Origin of the sequence: Chryseobacterium urinae, assembly GCF_030518295.1 — a bacterium.
Taxonomy (GTDB): domain Bacteria; phylum Bacteroidota; class Bacteroidia; order Flavobacteriales; family Weeksellaceae; genus Chryseobacterium; species Chryseobacterium mucoviscidosis.
Genome location: NZ_JAULSJ010000010.1, coordinates 68,916 through 83,321 on the forward strand (window position 1 = coordinate 68,916; position 14,406 = coordinate 83,321).

The 14,406-nt window shown below is 36.9% G+C and carries 22 protein-coding genes; 6 read left to right on the forward strand and 16 right to left on the reverse strand.

All coding sequences use genetic code 11. The annotated features are described in order from the left end of the window. Positions 1-4 precede the first annotated feature (4 nt). The 16 genes from rpsH to QWT87_RS08295 form a co-directional block, all read right to left on the reverse strand. Positions 5-403 carry a 30S ribosomal protein S8 gene (rpsH, locus tag QWT87_RS08220; protein ID WP_116095828.1) on the reverse strand — a complete coding sequence of 133 codons (399 nt, stop codon included), beginning with the start codon at positions 401-403 and terminating at the stop codon, positions 5-7. A gap of 145 nt (positions 404-548) precedes the next feature. Then, positions 549-818, reverse strand: coding sequence for a 30S ribosomal protein S14 (gene rpsN / locus QWT87_RS08225; RefSeq protein WP_029297771.1), 270 nt, complete (start codon positions 816-818; stop codon positions 549-551). 3 nt (positions 819-821) lie between these two features. Further along, positions 822-1,373 carry a 50S ribosomal protein L5 gene (gene rplE / locus QWT87_RS08230; RefSeq protein ID WP_072883928.1) on the reverse strand — a complete coding sequence of 184 codons (552 nt, stop codon included), beginning with the start codon at positions 1,371-1,373 and terminating at the stop codon, positions 822-824. A 13-nt stretch (positions 1,374-1,386) separates the two neighbouring features. Further along, positions 1,387-1,713, reverse strand: a complete 327-nt coding sequence (gene rplX / locus QWT87_RS08235; RefSeq protein WP_076391862.1) for a 50S ribosomal protein L24 — start codon at positions 1,711-1,713, stop codon at positions 1,387-1,389. Between the two features lie 19 nt (positions 1,714-1,732). Then, entirely contained in the window at positions 1,733-2,101 is a 369-nt protein-coding gene (gene rplN, locus QWT87_RS08240) for a 50S ribosomal protein L14 (protein ID WP_007839504.1), read from the reverse strand. Positions 2,102-2,103: 2 nt separating this feature from the next. Then, positions 2,104-2,358 (reverse strand): 30S ribosomal protein S17, encoded by a 255-nt coding sequence (rpsQ, locus tag QWT87_RS08245; RefSeq protein WP_029297775.1) that lies wholly within the window; start codon positions 2,356-2,358, stop codon positions 2,104-2,106. Positions 2,359-2,370: 12 nt separating this feature from the next. Further along, positions 2,371-2,556: a 50S ribosomal protein L29 gene (rpmC, locus tag QWT87_RS08250; RefSeq protein WP_027381309.1), complete on the reverse strand. Its 186-nt coding sequence runs from the start codon at positions 2,554-2,556 to the stop codon at positions 2,371-2,373. A gap of 12 nt (positions 2,557-2,568) precedes the next feature. After that, a complete protein-coding gene (rplP, locus tag QWT87_RS08255; RefSeq protein ID WP_029297776.1) occupies positions 2,569-2,994 on the reverse strand; it encodes a 50S ribosomal protein L16 in 426 nt (141 codons plus the stop codon). Positions 2,995-3,091: 97 nt separating this feature from the next. Then, positions 3,092-3,844 (reverse strand): 30S ribosomal protein S3, encoded by a 753-nt coding sequence (gene rpsC, locus QWT87_RS08260; protein ID WP_087708000.1) that lies wholly within the window; start codon positions 3,842-3,844, stop codon positions 3,092-3,094. 8 nt (positions 3,845-3,852) lie between these two features. Next, on the reverse strand, positions 3,853-4,251 hold the full coding sequence (gene rplV, locus QWT87_RS08265) for a 50S ribosomal protein L22 (RefSeq protein WP_050020604.1): 399 nt from the start codon (positions 4,249-4,251) through the stop codon (positions 3,853-3,855). Between the two features lie 2 nt (positions 4,252-4,253). After that, on the reverse strand, positions 4,254-4,532 hold the full coding sequence (gene rpsS, locus QWT87_RS08270; protein ID WP_002983209.1) for a 30S ribosomal protein S19: 279 nt from the start codon (positions 4,530-4,532) through the stop codon (positions 4,254-4,256). A gap of 2 nt (positions 4,533-4,534) precedes the next feature. Next, entirely contained in the window at positions 4,535-5,356 is an 822-nt protein-coding gene (gene rplB, locus QWT87_RS08275) for a 50S ribosomal protein L2 (protein WP_027381305.1), read from the reverse strand. 21 nt (positions 5,357-5,377) lie between these two features. Further along, complete coding sequence (gene rplW / locus QWT87_RS08280) at positions 5,378-5,668, reverse strand: 50S ribosomal protein L23 (protein WP_042720941.1); 291 nt, start codon at positions 5,666-5,668, stop codon at positions 5,378-5,380. A gap of 3 nt (positions 5,669-5,671) precedes the next feature. After that, complete coding sequence (gene rplD, locus QWT87_RS08285) at positions 5,672-6,301, reverse strand: 50S ribosomal protein L4 (RefSeq protein WP_076391856.1); 630 nt, start codon at positions 6,299-6,301, stop codon at positions 5,672-5,674. Next, positions 6,292-6,918 (reverse strand): 50S ribosomal protein L3, encoded by a 627-nt coding sequence (gene rplC / locus QWT87_RS08290; RefSeq protein ID WP_076391854.1) that lies wholly within the window; start codon positions 6,916-6,918, stop codon positions 6,292-6,294. Before rplC ends, rplD begins: the two co-directional genes overlap by 10 nt. Before the next feature lie 249 nt (positions 6,919-7,167). After that, entirely contained in the window at positions 7,168-7,932 is a 765-nt protein-coding gene (locus QWT87_RS08295) for a DeoR/GlpR family DNA-binding transcription regulator (protein WP_185144384.1), read from the reverse strand. Between the two features lie 115 nt (positions 7,933-8,047). Between QWT87_RS08295 and QWT87_RS08300 the strand changes: the two genes are divergently transcribed. From QWT87_RS08300 to QWT87_RS08325, 6 genes are all read left to right on the forward strand, one after another. Next, positions 8,048-9,637 (forward strand): glycerol-3-phosphate dehydrogenase/oxidase, encoded by a 1,590-nt coding sequence (locus QWT87_RS08300; RefSeq protein ID WP_302715656.1) that lies wholly within the window; start codon positions 8,048-8,050, stop codon positions 9,635-9,637. 20 nt (positions 9,638-9,657) lie between these two features. Further along, positions 9,658-11,154: a glycerol kinase GlpK gene (glpK, locus tag QWT87_RS08305; protein ID WP_302715657.1), complete on the forward strand. Its 1,497-nt coding sequence runs from the start codon at positions 9,658-9,660 to the stop codon at positions 11,152-11,154. 17 nt (positions 11,155-11,171) lie between these two features. Next, the gene (locus QWT87_RS08310; protein ID WP_108409355.1) at positions 11,172-11,903 is read left to right on the forward strand and encodes an MIP/aquaporin family protein; all 732 of its coding nucleotides are present in this window, start codon (positions 11,172-11,174) and stop codon (positions 11,901-11,903) included. Between the two features lie 14 nt (positions 11,904-11,917). Continuing rightward, positions 11,918-12,718 carry a hypothetical protein gene (locus tag QWT87_RS08315; RefSeq protein WP_302715659.1) on the forward strand — a complete coding sequence of 267 codons (801 nt, stop codon included), beginning with the start codon at positions 11,918-11,920 and terminating at the stop codon, positions 12,716-12,718. 279 nt (positions 12,719-12,997) lie between these two features. Next, complete coding sequence (locus QWT87_RS08320; RefSeq protein WP_302715661.1) at positions 12,998-13,411, forward strand: hypothetical protein; 414 nt, start codon at positions 12,998-13,000, stop codon at positions 13,409-13,411. Beyond that, positions 13,411-14,388, forward strand: a complete 978-nt coding sequence (locus tag QWT87_RS08325) for a hypothetical protein (protein ID WP_302715691.1) — start codon at positions 13,411-13,413, stop codon at positions 14,386-14,388. The genes QWT87_RS08320 and QWT87_RS08325 overlap by 1 nt, the downstream gene beginning before the upstream one ends. Positions 14,389-14,406: the final 18 nt, after the last annotated feature.

Sequence of the window (14,406 nt, forward strand, 5' to 3'; positions counted from 1 at the left end):
AAAATTAATAAACATAGCAGATTACTTCACCGCCTACTTTTTCTTCTCTAGCTTTCTTGTCAGTCATTACTCCTTTAGAAGTAGAGATGATAGAAATACCCAAACCGTTTAGTACTCTTGGAAGTTCTCCTGAACCTTTGTACTGTCTTAAACCTGGTCTAGAAGCTCTTTGAATAGACTTGATAGCTGGTTTGTTGGTTTGCTTATCGTACTTTAAAGCGATTTTAATCGTACCCTGAACAGCGCTATCTTCAAACTTGTAGTTTAAGATATACCCCTGATCGAATAAGATCTTAGTAATCTCCTTTTTGATTTTCGATGCAGGAATTTCCACCACTTTGTGGCCTGCGCTTTGTGCGTTCCTTACTCTTGTTAGGAAATCTGAAATTGGATCTGTTACCATTTTTCTTTTATAAATTATTGGTTAAAGAACAATCAGTATTGTAAGGACTTGAAGAGTAAAATATCAGACCTCAGAAATCTTGGTCTGATATTTTTATCTTTAGTATCCAGACAACTTAATTGTCCCGATTTTTAATTAGTAATTATTACCAACTAGCTTTTTTAACTCCCGGGATAAGACCGTTGTTTGCCATTTCTCTGAAAGTTACTCTGGAAATACCGAACGTTCTCATGTATCCTCTTGGTCTACCTGTTAGTTTACATCTGTTGTGTAATCTTACAGGAGAAGCATTTTTAGGCAATTTTTGAAGTCCTTCGTAATCACCAGCTTCTTTAAGAGCCTGTCTTTTAGCAGCGTATTTAGCAACTAGTGCTTCTCTTTTGCGCTCACGCGCTTTCATTGATTCTTTAGCCATTTCTTAGTTCTTTTTAAATGGTAAACCGAAGTGAGTTAATAATGCTTTTGCTTCTTTATCTGTTTTCGCAGTAGTAACGAAAGTGATGTCCATCCCCTGGATTTTTTTCACTTTGTCAATTACGATCTCAGGGAAGATGATCTGCTCAGTGATCCCTAAGTTGTAGTTTCCTCTACCGTCGAAACCATCAGCCTTGATTCCAGAGAAATCTCTGATTCTTGGCAAAGCAGAAGAAGTTAATCTGTCTAAGAACTCATACATTTTATTCGCTCTAAGAGTAACTTTAGCACCTACAGGCATTCCTTTTCTCAATTTGAAAGCAGCTTCGTCTTTCTTAGAGATCGTACCTACAGCCTTCTGACCAGTGATGTTCGTTAATTCTTCAACAGCATAATCGATGATTTTTTTGTCTGCTGTAGCATCTCCTAAACCTTGAGATAAAACAATTTTCTCTAATCTAGGTACCTGCATTACAGATTTGTATCCGAATTCTTCCATCATTGCAGGAACAATCGTTTCTTTATATGCTTTTTTGGGTCTTGCTATATATTCCATGTGTTATTTAAAATTATAAAGTTTCACCCGTTTTTTTGTTGATTCTTACTTTCTTATCTCCTTCGATTTTGTAACCTACTTTAATAGCTTTTCCGTCTTTTCCAACTAAAGCTACGTTTGAGATATGAATAGAAGCTTCTCTTTCAACGATTCCTCCTTGAGGATTTGAAGCTGAAGGCTTAACGTGTTTTTTAACGATATTAAGTCCTGCAACTACTACTCTTGGGTCTCTTCCTTCTTTTTTGATCACTTCAATAACTTCACCTGTACCACCTTTAAGACCTTTCTTACCTGTAGTTACGATTACGTTATCTCCTCTTTTTATTTTTAACTTTGACATTTTTTTACAATTTTAAATATTAAAGTACTTCAGGAGCTAATGAAATGATTTTCATATATTCTTTGTCTCTCAACTCACGAGCAACCGGTCCGAAAACACGGGTTCCTCTCATTTCTCCCGCTGCGTTTAGCAATACACAAGCATTGTCTTCGAATTTGATGTATGAACCATCTTTTCTTCTTACTGCTTTTTTAGTTCTTACTACTACAGCTTTAGATACCTGACCTTTTTTAGCGTTTCCTGATGGTGTAGAATCTTTGATAGTAACAACGATTTTATCACCAACTGAAGCATATCTTCTTCTGGTTCCTCCCAGAACTCTGATAACCAATACTTCTTTAGCACCTGTGTTATCAGCAACTTTTAATCTTGATTCTGTTTGTAACATTATTACTTAGCTTTTTCAATGATTCTTACTAATCTCCATCTCTTGTTCTTGCTCAAAGGTCTAGTTTCCTGGATTAAAACTGTATCTCCTTCTGCGCATTCGTTGTTCTCGTCGTGTGCAGTATATTTTTTCGTTTTTAATACGAATTTACCGTACATCGGGTGCTTTACTCTCGTAGTTTCACTAACAACAATAGTTTTTTCCATTTTATTGCTGGAAACCACTCCGATTCTTTCTTTTCTTAAATTTCTATCCATTTTAAAATGAAATTATTGTTTGTTAGTTAACTCAGTGTTTAGTCTAGCGATTGTTTTTCTCAAATCTCTGATTTGGATCGGGTTTTCAATTGGGCTGATCGCATGAGCCAATTTCAATTTAGAATATTGAGCTTTTGCTTCAGTTAATTGAGCTTGAATATCACCCGCGCTTAAATTTTTAATATCAGCTTTTTTCATTGTATTCAAAGATTAAAGAGGTTTAACAAAATCGTTAGCAACGATGAATTTAGTAACTACTGGTAATTTTTGTGCAGCAAGTCTTAAAGCTTCCTTAGCGATATCGTAAGGTACACCTCCGATTTCGAACATAATTTTACCTGGTTTTACTACAGCTACCCAATATTCCACAGCACCTTTACCTTTACCCATACGTACTTCCGCAGGTTTTTTAGTAATTGGCTTATCCGGGAAAATTTTAATCCATAGTTGTCCCTCTCTCTTCATATATCTTGTCGCAGCGATACGAGCAGCTTCAATTTGTCTTGCAGTGATCCAAGCACCTTCTGTCGCCTTGATTCCGAAAGTTCCATAAGCAAGTTGACTACCTCTCTGGGCATTCCCCTTCATTTTCATCTTATGAACTCTACGGAACTTGGTTCTTTTTGGTTGTAACATAATTTCTAAATTTTAGATTTTAGATTTTAGATTTTAGATTTTTTTTATTTTAAAAAAGTAACGGTAATTTAAAATTCAAAATTTCTAATCTAAAATTTTAATTATTATTGTTATTGTTGTTGTTTTTTCTAGGTCTTCTGTTGTCTCTGTCTCCTCCTCTGTTATCTCTTCTGTCTGACTGACCTCCTTTTTTCTGTTGTCCCACTAATGGAGAAAGTTCTCTTTTACCGTAAACTTCACCTTTCATGATCCAAACTTTTACTCCTAGTTTTCCGTACTGAGTAAGTGCTTCACCGATATGGTAATCGATATCTGCTCTGAAAGTAGACAATGGAATTCTTCCTTCTTTGAAAGATTCTGATCTTGCCATTTCAGCTCCGTTCAATCTACCAGAGATCTGAACTTTGATACCTTCTGCACCCATTCTCATTGTACCTGCCATCGCCATTTTAACAGCTCTTCTGTAAGAGATTCTGTTTTCAATCTGCTTAGCAATGCTGTCTGCAACTAATACTGCATCAAGCTCTGGTCTTTTGATTTCGAAGATGTTGATCTGAATATCCTTTTTAGTTAATTTTTTCAACTCTTCTTTCAGTTTATCAACTTCCTGACCTCCTTTACCGATGATAAGTCCCGGTCTAGCAGTAGTAATTGTAACTGTTACTAATTTTAATGTTCTTTCAATATAAATTCTTGAAATCCCACCTTTAGATAATCTAGCTTCAAGGTATCTTCTGATTTTGTAGTCTTCCGCGATTCTGTCTCCATAATCGTTTCCGCCAAACCAGTTAGAATCCCATCCTCTGATGATACCTAATCTGTTACCAATTGGATTTGTCTTCTGTCCCATACCTTGATTTAGTTTTCTTTATTACCTAAGATTAATGTAACGTGGTTAGATCTTTTTCTGATTCTGTACCCTCTACCTTGCGGAGCTGGTCTTAGTCTCTTCAATTGTCTTGCACTATCCACGAATATTTCTTTAACGATAAGGTTTGCTTCCTCGATGTCAGCCCCTTCGTTTTTCACTTGCCAGTTAGCAATTGCAGAAAGAAGTAATTTTTCTAATTTGTTAGAAGCTTCTTTCTTAGAATATTTAAGGATATAAAGAGCTTTATCTACTTGCTCTCCTCTAATGATATCAGCAACTAATCTCATTTTTCTCGGAGAAGATGGGCAGTTATTTAATGAAGCCTTAACAACATCTTTGTTAGCTTCTTTTCTTGCGATTGCGCTATCTTGTTTTCTTGATCCCATGATTATCTGCTTCCTTTGTTTTTGTTACCACCATGACCTCTGAAAGATCTTGTTGGAGAAAATTCGCCTAACTTGTGACCAACCATGTTTTCTGTAACATAAACAGGGATAAAAGATTTCCCGTTGTGTACAGCAATAGTTTGTCCTACGAAGTCCGGAGAGATCATAGATGCTCTAGACCAAGTTTTGATAACTGTCTTCTTACCAGACTCTATATTTGCCTGAACCTTCTTATCTAAAGTATGATGAATGAACGGTCCTTTCTTAAGTGATCTTGCCATAATTATTTTCTTTTAGATACGATGTAACGGTTAGACACTTTGTTTTTCTTTCTAGTTTTGTAACCTTTAGCCGGTTTACCGTTTCTAGATCTTGGGTGACCTCCAGAAGAACGTCCTTCACCACCTCCCATTGGGTGATCTACAGGGTTCATTACTACCGCTCTTGTTCTTGGTCTTCTACCTAACCATCTGCTTCTACCAGCTTTACCTGATACAGTTAATTGGTGATCAGAGTTGGAAACAGATCCAATCATTGCCATACATTCAGTAAGGATCATTCTGGATTCTCCTGAAGGCAATTTAATGATTGCATATTTCCCGTCTCTTGAAGTTAATTGCGCTGAAGAACCAGCACTTCTTGCTAAAATAGCACCTTGACCAGGCTTCATTTCAACACAAGAAATTACAGTACCCAATGGAATGTTTTTCAATTTCATTGCGTTACCTACATTTGGTTCTACGCTTTCACCTGAAACTACTTTTTGGTCTACTTTGATACCGTTTGGAGCGATGATGTATCTCTTCTCTCCGTCTGCGTACTCTAATAAAGCGATAAATGCAGTTCTGTTTGGATCGTATTCTACAGATTTTACAGTTGCTTCAACGTTTGCTTTGTTTCTTTTGAAGTCAATAATTCTGTATTTCTTTTTGTGTCCACCTCCGGTGTAACGCATGGTCATTTTACCTGTTTGGTTACGTCCACCTGACTTTTTAATACCAACTGTTAGAGATTTCTCTGGTTTGTTAGTAGTAATTTCCTCAAAATTGTTTACAATTCTGAATCTCTGTCCCGGGGTGATAGGTTTTAATTTTCTAACAGACATTACTATTATTTATAATTATAATTAATTTACAGCAAAAATATCGATAACCTCACCTTCAGCAAGTTTGATTACCGCTTTTTTCAATTTGTTTGTCTTTCCTACTTGAAGACCTTTTTTAGTGTATTTCGAAGAAACCTTCGGAGCATAAATCATTGTATTAACGTCTGCTACTTTTACACCATAAGCCGCTTCTACAGCTTTCTTAATCTGGATTTTATTCGCCTTAGTATCTACCAAGAAAGAATAAGAACCTCTTAAATCTGTAAGGTAATTAGCCTTTTCTGAGATAACTGGTTTAATGATAATAGACATGATTTATTTCTTTAAATTTTCCTGGAATTTTTCTACTGCACCTTCGAAGAATACGATCTCACCTGCGTTTACTAAATCGTAAGAACTCACTTCGTTGAAGTTCATTACTTTAGTCTTAGGTAAGTTTCTTGAAGATAAATACACATTCTTGTTAGCTTCAGGAAGAATGAACAAAGATTTTTTACCGTTTAATGTTAATGCATCTAATAAAGTAATAAAATCTTTAGTCTTAGGAGCTTCGAAGCTCATATCTTCTAAAACTTTAATGCTGTTGTCTCTCATTTTCTGAGATAAAACAGATTTCTTAGCTAATCTCTTAAGAGCTTTGTTCAATTTGAATCTGTAATCTCTTGGTTTTGGACCGAATACTCTACCTCCTCCTCTGAAAGTTGGAGATTTAATATCACCATATCTAGCAGAACCAGATCCTTTTTGCTTCTTAAGTTTTTTAGTAGAAGCTGTGATTTCGCTTCTTTCTTTTGCTTTATGAGTCCCTTGTCTTTGTGCTGCAAGGTACTGTTTAACTTCTAAGTAAACCGCGTGCTGATTTGGCTCAATTCCGAATACTGTTTCGTCTAGAGTTACTTTTCTTCCGGTCTCTTTTCCTGATGTATTTAATACTACTAGTTCCATTTTCTGATAATTACATAAGAATTTTTAGCTCCCGGAACAGCACCTTTTACTACTAAAAGATTTTGTTCTTGATCCACTTTTAATACCTGAAGGTTTTGTACAGTTACCTGCTTACCTCCCATTCTTCCAGCCATTCTCATCCCTTTGAATACTCTTGAAGGGTCAGATCCGGCACCGATAGAACCTGGAGCTCTAAGTCTGTTGTGCTGACCATGAGTTGCCTGCATTACACCTCCAAATCCGTGTCTTTTAACAACACCCTGGAAGCCTTTACCTTTTGAAGTACCTGTTACGTCTACGAATTCTCCTTCATTGAACAAGTCTACCTTTACTTCTTCTCCTACTTTTACTTCATCAACGAACTCTCTGTAGAACTCTACCAATTTAGCTTTAGGAGCAGAACCAGCCTTTTTGAAATGACCAGCTAACGCTTTACCAACGTTCTTCTCACTCTTGTCATCGAAACCTAATTGAACTGACTTATAACCGTCTTTTTCAATGGTTCTGACCTGTAAAACCGAGCATGGACCAGCCTGAATAACTGTACAAGGAATATTTTTCCCTGCTTCGTCAAACAAAGAAGTCATACCGATTTTTTTACCAATAATACCTGACATTGTTTATGTTATAATAAAATTTATCCTTTATTTATCACCATTTTTGGAGGTCTGAAGTAATTTCTACTTTTGAATATAGGCATACTACGCCCCTAAAATGAGTGTGCAAATTTATGAATATTTTTATAACTGACAAATATTTTCAGTAAAATATTTTGATTTTTAGTGATTTAGATAATTATGAGAAAACTTGAGCTAAATTTCACAGAATTTTTTTTTGAATTATGAAAAATTTAAAAATGAAATAATTTATTTAACAATAACACTGATTCCAATTTCTTCAAGCTTATTTTTATCCTCGTCTAAAATATCACCATCTGTAATCAGAAAATCAATTTTATCCAGATCCGCGATTTTTCCGAAACCTTTTTTATTCAGTTTGGAAGAATCTGCCAGAATCACTACTTTATCCGAACATTCAATCATCAGTTGATTAAGATGAGCTTCCGCAGCATTCGAAGTACTGATCCCGAAATCCATATCAATTCCGTCTACTCCAAGAAATAATTTATTGCACGAGAAATGTTTCAGAATCGTCTCAGAGATGGAACCTACAATAGAAGTCGAACTTTTTCTCACCTCTCCTCCCAATTGTATAATATTAATGTTCGGATTATTGCAAAGCTCGATCGCAACACGTAAAGAAGAAGTAAGAACTGTTAATGGGCCAAAATTTACCAGCATTCGTGCAAGATAATGCATCGTGGTTCCTGAAGCCAGAATAATACAGTCGTTCTCCTGAATCAGAGAAAGCGCACCTTTCGCAATATTCTTTTTAGCCTCTACATTGATATTTTCCTTTTCATCAACATTTTTTTCGTACGCATACCTCACCTGCTTACTTGCTCCTCCGTGATTCCGGAACAGCAATCCAAGACTTTCAAGATAATTAAGATCCTTTCGGATCGTAACCGACGAAACATTGAATTTCTCACAAAGATCCTGAACCAGAATATGATCTTTTTCGTCTAATTCCTTTAAAATATCATTATGCCTTGGAAGCAATTTCTCCATTATGTTTCGTTTTCTCAAAAATACCATTTTTATTTTGATTCGAAAAATTTCATTTATTTTCTTTTTGGTTTCGTTTTTAATTTATAACTTTGAAAACGAAACATAACGAAATATTATGAAACGAAACGAAGAACTCAGCAAATTATCCACCGTTAAAGAATGGGACTTTATCATCATTGGCGGAGGAGCGAGTGGATTAGGTTCGGCACTGGACGCAACGAGCAGAGGATTTAAAACGTTACTGTTAGAATCTCACGATTTTGCAAAAGCAACTTCCAGCAGAAGTACAAAACTGGTACACGGCGGCGTAAGATATTTAGCACAAGGAGATATAGGCTTGGTAAAAGAAGCTTTAAAAGAAAGAGGTTTACTGGCAAAAAATGCAGCACACGTTGTAAAAAACCAGTCTTTTATTATTCCAAATTACACTTGGTGGGAAGGAATTTATTATAAAATAGGACTTTCCATTTACGATTTTCTAGCCGGGAAATTAAGTTTGGGTAGAACGAAATACATCAGCAAATCAAAAACCGTAGAGAAACTTCCGACCATCGAACAAAAAGGTCTGGCAAGCGGAGTGGTTTACCAGGACGGGCAGTTTGATGATGCAAGACTGGCGATCAACTTAACACAGACCATTATCGAAAAAGGCGGAACAGCGGTTAATTACGTAAAAGTGATTAATCTGATGAAAAATGATTCCAATAAGATCATCGGTGTTGTTGCGGAAGATCAGTTTACAAAACAGCAATTCGAAATCAAAGCGAAAGTTGTTATTAATGCAACCGGAGTTTTCACGAATGATATCTTAAATATGAACAACCCGAAACACGGAAAATTCGTCGTTCCAAGTCAGGGAATCCATTTGGTTCTGGATAAATCGTTTCTGAAAAGTGATGATGCAATCATGATTCCTAAAACTTCAGACGGAAGAGTTCTATTTGTCGTTCCGTGGCACGACAGAGCTTTGGTAGGAACAACAGATACTTTACTGGAAAACGAAAGTTTTGAGCCAAGAGCTTTGGAAGATGAGATTAAATTTGTCCTGAATACCGCAAGACAATATTTAGCAAAGAAACCAACCCGTGAAGACGTAAAATCTGTTTTCGCAGGACTCAGACCTCTCGCAGCTCCGAAAGACGGCAGCAAAAGCACAAAAGAAGTTTCCAGAAGTCATAAAGTCGTTACTTCAGACACGGGACTCATCTCCATTATCGGAGGAAAATGGACGACATACCGTAAAATGGCGGAAGACACGATTGATGAAGCCATGAAAGTTCATAACCTCGGAATAACCACTTCCAAAACAGAACATCTTTCGATTCATGGAAATGTGAAACCCGAAACGGTAAACAGAACCCATCATTTATATGTTTACGGAGCCGATATTCCGGAAATAAAAAAACTACAGCAGAACAATCCTGAATTATCAGAAAAAATACATCCTGATCATCCCTTCACCATGGCAGAAGCAGTCTGGGCAATACGAAGCGAAATGGCACAAACCATTGAGGATATTTTAGCACGAAGAGTACGGCTTTTATTTTTAGATGCAAGAGCAGCAATCGACAGCGCGCACAAGATTGCACAGATCATCGCAAAAGAAAACGGGCATTCTGCGGAATGGGCAGATGAACAGGAAAGAGAATTTATCGAATTGGCGAAAGGATATTTACTGACTCCTTATTCTCCAAGATCCATTTAACCTTAATTTACGATCACAGCATGAGTGAAAAGTTGATTCTCGCTCTGGACCAAGGTACGACTTCGTCGAGAGCCATTTTATTCAATCACAGCGGAGAAATTGAATTTGTTTCTCAGAAAAGTTTTGAACAGATCTTTCCTACACCGGGCTGGGTAGAACACGATCCCAATGAAATCTGGTCTTCACAGGTTTCCGTAGCGGCGGAAGTCATTGCCAAAGCAGGAATTTCCGGTCGGGAAATTGCCGCCATCGGAATCACCAATCAGCGTGAAACCACCGTTGTATGGGATAAAGAAACCGGAGAACCTGTGTATAATGCCATTGTATGGCAGGACAGAAGAACGTCCAAATATTGTGACGAATTAAAAGAAAAGGGACATACTGAAACCATCAAAGAAAAAACAGGTCTTGTACTGGATGCTTATTTTTCAGCAACAAAACTGAAATGGATTTTAGACAATGTAGAAGGCACAAGAGAAAAAGCAGAAGCCGGAAAATTATGTTTCGGAACAGTAGACACTTTCCTTGTCTGGAAACTTACGCGCGGAAAAATGTTCATCACCGATGTTTCGAATGCAAGCAGAACCATGCTTTTGAATATTCATACTTTAGAATGGGACGATGATTTACTGGAACTCTTCAACATTCCAAGAGCGATTTTACCTGAGGTGAAACAAAGCAGCGAAATCTACGGAGAAACAGCCACTACATTATTCTCCACAAAGATTCCGATTGCAGGGATTGCGGGAGATCAACAGGCTGCATTATTCGGACAGATGTGTACGACTCCGGGAATGGTAAAAAATACGTATGGAACTGGCTGTTTCCTTTTAATGAATACAGGAACAGAAGCCGTTTTATCTAAAAACAATTTACTGACGACCGTTGCATGGAAAATTAATGGAGAAGTGAATTACGCTTTGGAAGGAAGTGTTTTTGTAGGAGGTGCAGCGATTCAGTGGCTGAGAGACGGTTTAAAATTAATCCGTTCCGCAGAGGAAGTAAATACTTTGGCACAATCGGTTGAAGATAATGGCGGTGTGTATTTTGTTCCTGCATTAACGGGTTTAGGCGCTCCTCACTGGGATCAGTATGCCCGCGGAAATATCGTTGGCGTAACCCGCGGAACCACAAACGGGCATATCGCAAGAGCAACTTTGGAAGGTATTGCTTTTCAGGTGTATGATATTGTAAAAGCAATGGAAGCTGATTCCGGAACGGAAAGTCTTGAATTAAGAGTAGATGGCGGAGCTTCTGCAAGCGATTTGCTGATGCAGATTCAGTCGGATTTATTCGGATTTAAAATTACAAGACCAAAAACACTGGAAACAACCGCTCTGGGAGCGGCTTATCTTGCCGGACTTGCTGTCGGATACTGGAAAAATATTGATGAAATACAGTCTCAATGGATCATTGATAAAGATTTCCATCCGCAACTGGAAAAAGAAAAAGTGGAAAAGATGGTAAAAACCTGGACAAAAGCAGTACAGCGTTCTCAAAACTGGATCGAAGATTAACCTTTTAAAATAAAACTATGACTCCATTTACAGCAGAAATAATCGGCACAATGCTGATGATCCTTTTAGGAAACGGCGTAGTTGCCAATGTTGTTTTGAAAGGCACAAAAGGAAACAACTCCGGCTGGATTGTAATTACCACCGCTTGGGCTCTGGCAGTTTTTGTGGGGGTAACCGTCGCAGGACCTGTCAGCGGAGCACACCTGAATCCCGCAGTGACTTTAGGTCTGGCTTTCGCAGGAAAATTTTCATGGGATCTGGTTCCTACCTATATTGCCGGAGAAATGATCGGGGCAATGTTGGGTGCGTCTCTGGTCTGGATATTCAATAAAGATCATTTTGCCATTACGGAAGACGAAGGGGCAAAACTTGCATGTTTCAGTACAGGACCTGCCATCAGAAAACCTGTTTCCAATTTAATCAGTGAAATGATCGGAACTTTCGTTTTGGTATTCGTGATTTTTCATTTTGCAGATCCAAGCATGACTTTAAATAATGATCCGAACGCAAAAATAGGATTAGGAAGTGTAGGAGCTTTACCAGTCACTTTATTGGTCTGGGCAATTGGTCTTTCTTTGGGAGGAACCACAGGCTACGCTATTAATCCGGCAAGAGATCTCGGACCAAGAATTATGCACGCTCTTCTTCCGGTAAAAGGAAGCAGTGACTGGAGTTATGCATGGATTCCCATTGCAGGACCAATCATTGGAGCTGCTCTTGCTGCGTTACTTCACGGAATACTGAGCTAACAACACCTTTTTTTATGAAAAAACTAATCTATTTATGCCTGATTTTATCAGGTACAGGGAATCTTTTTGCCCAAGAAAACACAGAAACAAAGGAAGAAAGCAGACTGGATTTTACCGCAAACATTCAGAATAACCATCTTTGGAGAGGTTTAATAATTACCGATAAACCAGTCGTTATGGGAAATCTTTCCTACGCTCTGGATAAAGAAAAAAAATGGAAGGTCGGGATTTGGGGCGCATCTGCTTTAACGGACGACAAAGACAATACGCATTATAAAGAAATCAATTACTATGTACAATTTTCCAACGGAAGATTTTATATTGGATTGTGGGATTTATTTAATTCAAGAAATATAAACACTGCGGTGGCTTCGGAAGATATTTTTAATTATTCCAACAGGAGAACAGCGCATATTATCGATTTAAGAACGAATTATACATTTGGTGCTTCTTTTCCTTTAAATATTGAAGCAGACATTATGCTGTATGGAGGAGCTAATGCGGGAGAAGTGGTTCTGGAATCTGACGGAACGTATAAAAAGAATAAATATTCAACATATATTCAGGCGAGTTATCCTGTCATTAAAGATAAAAAAGTAAATCTGGACGCGTTTGTAGGAGCCGGATTTGCGTTAAATGATAAAAGATTTCTTTACGGAAACGGAGAAAACAGTTTTGATATTGTAAATGTAGGCGTGAAGGCAGGTAAAACGGTAAAAATCACAGATCATTACAGCCTGCCTGTTTCCATGATGGCAATGTGGAATCCTTCCAATAAGTTCGCAAGAATTCAATTAGCTGCAACGGTATTTTAAAAATTAATTGTTAGTGATGTACAAACCATCTCTTTTTGAGGTGGTTTTTTGCTTTTATTAAAAAAATTTTGTTTTTCGAAAATAAGTGAAATGCCTTTGCTTATCTAAATCTACGGTGTTAATAATTTCAATTTCTTTGTCTTTCTTTGCGTTTAGTTTCATCGCTAAGTTAAACAAAGAGTAAAATTAAACTTTACAAAATCTTGTATAAAAGTAATTACCGTGATTTTACGGTGTAATTTTTGATAGGATATTTTTAATTTTGGGAAAAATTCACTTGTGAAAAAACTTTTATTTCTACTCACACTTCTTTTAGGCTTCCTGTCATTTGCACAGTCGAAAGTTCCGTTTTTCGGGAAAAGAGATTTTATCATAGAAAACGGAGCTAACGGATCAGGAACGCCCAGTTATTATATTAACATCAAAGATAACGGCGATGTCTATTTCGGTTTTATACAGATCAATCAGGCAGACGGAACGGAAAACAAAGAAGAGATCAATGCCGGAAAATATAACCCGAAAGTAATGAAGGTTTATTTCAAAACTTATAATGAAACATTTTACGTGAAATTCGATAAAGAAAAAATTTATCTGACCGATGAAAACGGAAAAGTGAAAAGATCCGATGATTGCTGTCCTGTTTCTGAAATGGAAAAAACAAATTGCGAATGCTCAGGAATATTATACCAATGATGAAAGCTTCTCAACTTCTGTTAATTTTATTTCTCGTTATTTCCTGTGGTAAAAAACAGTCTCATCCGTACACTTTTTATTACTGGAAAACCCGTTTGGCTTTAGACAAAACAGAGAAAGACGTTTTACAAAAAGCAACCGATCCTTATTTATATACGCGTTTTTTTGATGTTGATAAATTGGACGGGAAGTTTCAGCCTGTCGGAGTTATTACAAAGGATCAGAGTTTCAGTACCGACAAAACTGTTGTTCCAACTGTTTTCATCACGAACCGGACTTTTCTCAACATTACCAATGAGGAAATACAGTTTCTTGCAGCAAGCATTAATGATTTAATTAAAAAGAAGACTTCAGAATATCAGTTGAAGACCGGCAATAAAATACAAATTGACTGCGACTGGACTGCAGGAACCCGCGGTGATTATTTTAAATTTCTGAAAAAATTAAAGGAAGTTTCTAAAAAATCGGTAACCTGTACACTTCGTCTTCATCAGGTAAAAGATAAAAATATCATGGGAGTTCCACCGGTTGATAAGGTTTTTCTCATGTGCTACTCCACTTCTTCACCACTGGAAAATTCTGATAAAAATTCTATTTTGGATGTGAGTACACTCAAAAATTACCTTTCTAAGCTGGAAGATTATCCTGTTAAAAAGATTGAGGTTGCCTTACCAATTTATTCGTGGGGAATTGTCACCAATCATTTGGGAAAACATAAACTGATTAATGCTTTATCTGAAAAGGATCTTAAAAACCCCGATTTTAAAAGGATATCCGACACAGAAATTGAAATACAGAAGGACGGATTTTATTTCGGAAGTTATCTGAACAAAGGTTTCAGAATTAAAATTGAAGAAATTTCAGATGAGCAGCTTCAGGAAGTTATCCGTTTTCTGGAGAAAAAAATAAACAACTTTACTATGATTTATTATCAGCTAGACAGTAAATTTGTTACAGGTCAGAACTTTAGCTTGTAAATTCAATTAAAATTCTGC

Coding starts and splice junctions, on each gene's coding strand:
- rpsN (WP_029297771.1), bottom strand. CDS start 818: ATGGCTAAAGAATCAATGAAAGCGCGTGAGCGCAAAAGAGAAGCACTA.
- rplE (WP_072883928.1), bottom strand. CDS start 1,373: ATGGAATATATAGCAAGACCCAAAAAAGCATATAAAGAAACGATTGTT.
- rplB (WP_027381305.1), bottom strand. CDS start 5,356: ATGTCTGTTAGAAAATTAAAACCTATCACCCCGGGACAGAGATTCAGA.
- rpsC (WP_087708000.1), bottom strand. CDS start 3,844: ATGGGACAGAAGACAAATCCAATTGGTAACAGATTAGGTATCATCAGA.
- QWT87_RS08325 (WP_302715691.1), top strand. CDS start 13,411: ATGAAAGCTTCTCAACTTCTGTTAATTTTATTTCTCGTTATTTCCTGT.
- QWT87_RS08295 (WP_185144384.1), bottom strand. CDS start 7,932: ATGGAGAAATTGCTTCCAAGGCATAATGATATTTTAAAGGAATTAGAC.
- QWT87_RS08315 (WP_302715659.1), top strand. CDS start 11,918: ATGAAAAAACTAATCTATTTATGCCTGATTTTATCAGGTACAGGGAAT.
- rpsS (WP_002983209.1), bottom strand. CDS start 4,532: ATGGCAAGATCACTTAAGAAAGGACCGTTCATTCATCATACTTTAGAT.
- rplD (WP_076391856.1), bottom strand. CDS start 6,301: ATGGAACTAGTAGTATTAAATACATCAGGAAAAGAGACCGGAAGAAAA.
- rpmC (WP_027381309.1), bottom strand. CDS start 2,556: ATGAAAAAAGCTGATATTAAAAATTTAAGCGCGGGTGATATTCAAGCT.
- rplP (WP_029297776.1), bottom strand. CDS start 2,994: ATGTTACAACCAAAAAGAACCAAGTTCCGTAGAGTTCATAAGATGAAA.
- QWT87_RS08300 (WP_302715656.1), top strand. CDS start 8,048: ATGAAACGAAACGAAGAACTCAGCAAATTATCCACCGTTAAAGAATGG.
- rplX (WP_076391862.1), bottom strand. CDS start 1,713: ATGTCAAAGTTAAAAATAAAAAGAGGAGATAACGTAATCGTAACTACA.
- QWT87_RS08310 (WP_108409355.1), top strand. CDS start 11,172: ATGACTCCATTTACAGCAGAAATAATCGGCACAATGCTGATGATCCTT.
- rplW (WP_042720941.1), bottom strand. CDS start 5,668: ATGTCTATTATCATTAAACCAGTTATCTCAGAAAAGGCTAATTACCTT.
- glpK (WP_302715657.1), top strand. CDS start 9,658: ATGAGTGAAAAGTTGATTCTCGCTCTGGACCAAGGTACGACTTCGTCG.
- rplV (WP_050020604.1), bottom strand. CDS start 4,251: ATGGGATCAAGAAAACAAGATAGCGCAATCGCAAGAAAAGAAGCTAAC.
- rpsH (WP_116095828.1), bottom strand. CDS start 403: ATGGTAACAGATCCAATTTCAGATTTCCTAACAAGAGTAAGGAACGCA.
- rpsQ (WP_029297775.1), bottom strand. CDS start 2,358: ATGGATAGAAATTTAAGAAAAGAAAGAATCGGAGTGGTTTCCAGCAAT.
- rplN (WP_007839504.1), bottom strand. CDS start 2,101: ATGTTACAAACAGAATCAAGATTAAAAGTTGCTGATAACACAGGTGCT.
- rplC (WP_076391854.1), bottom strand. CDS start 6,918: ATGTCAGGTATTATTGGTAAAAAAATCGGTATGACTTCTTTGTTTGAC.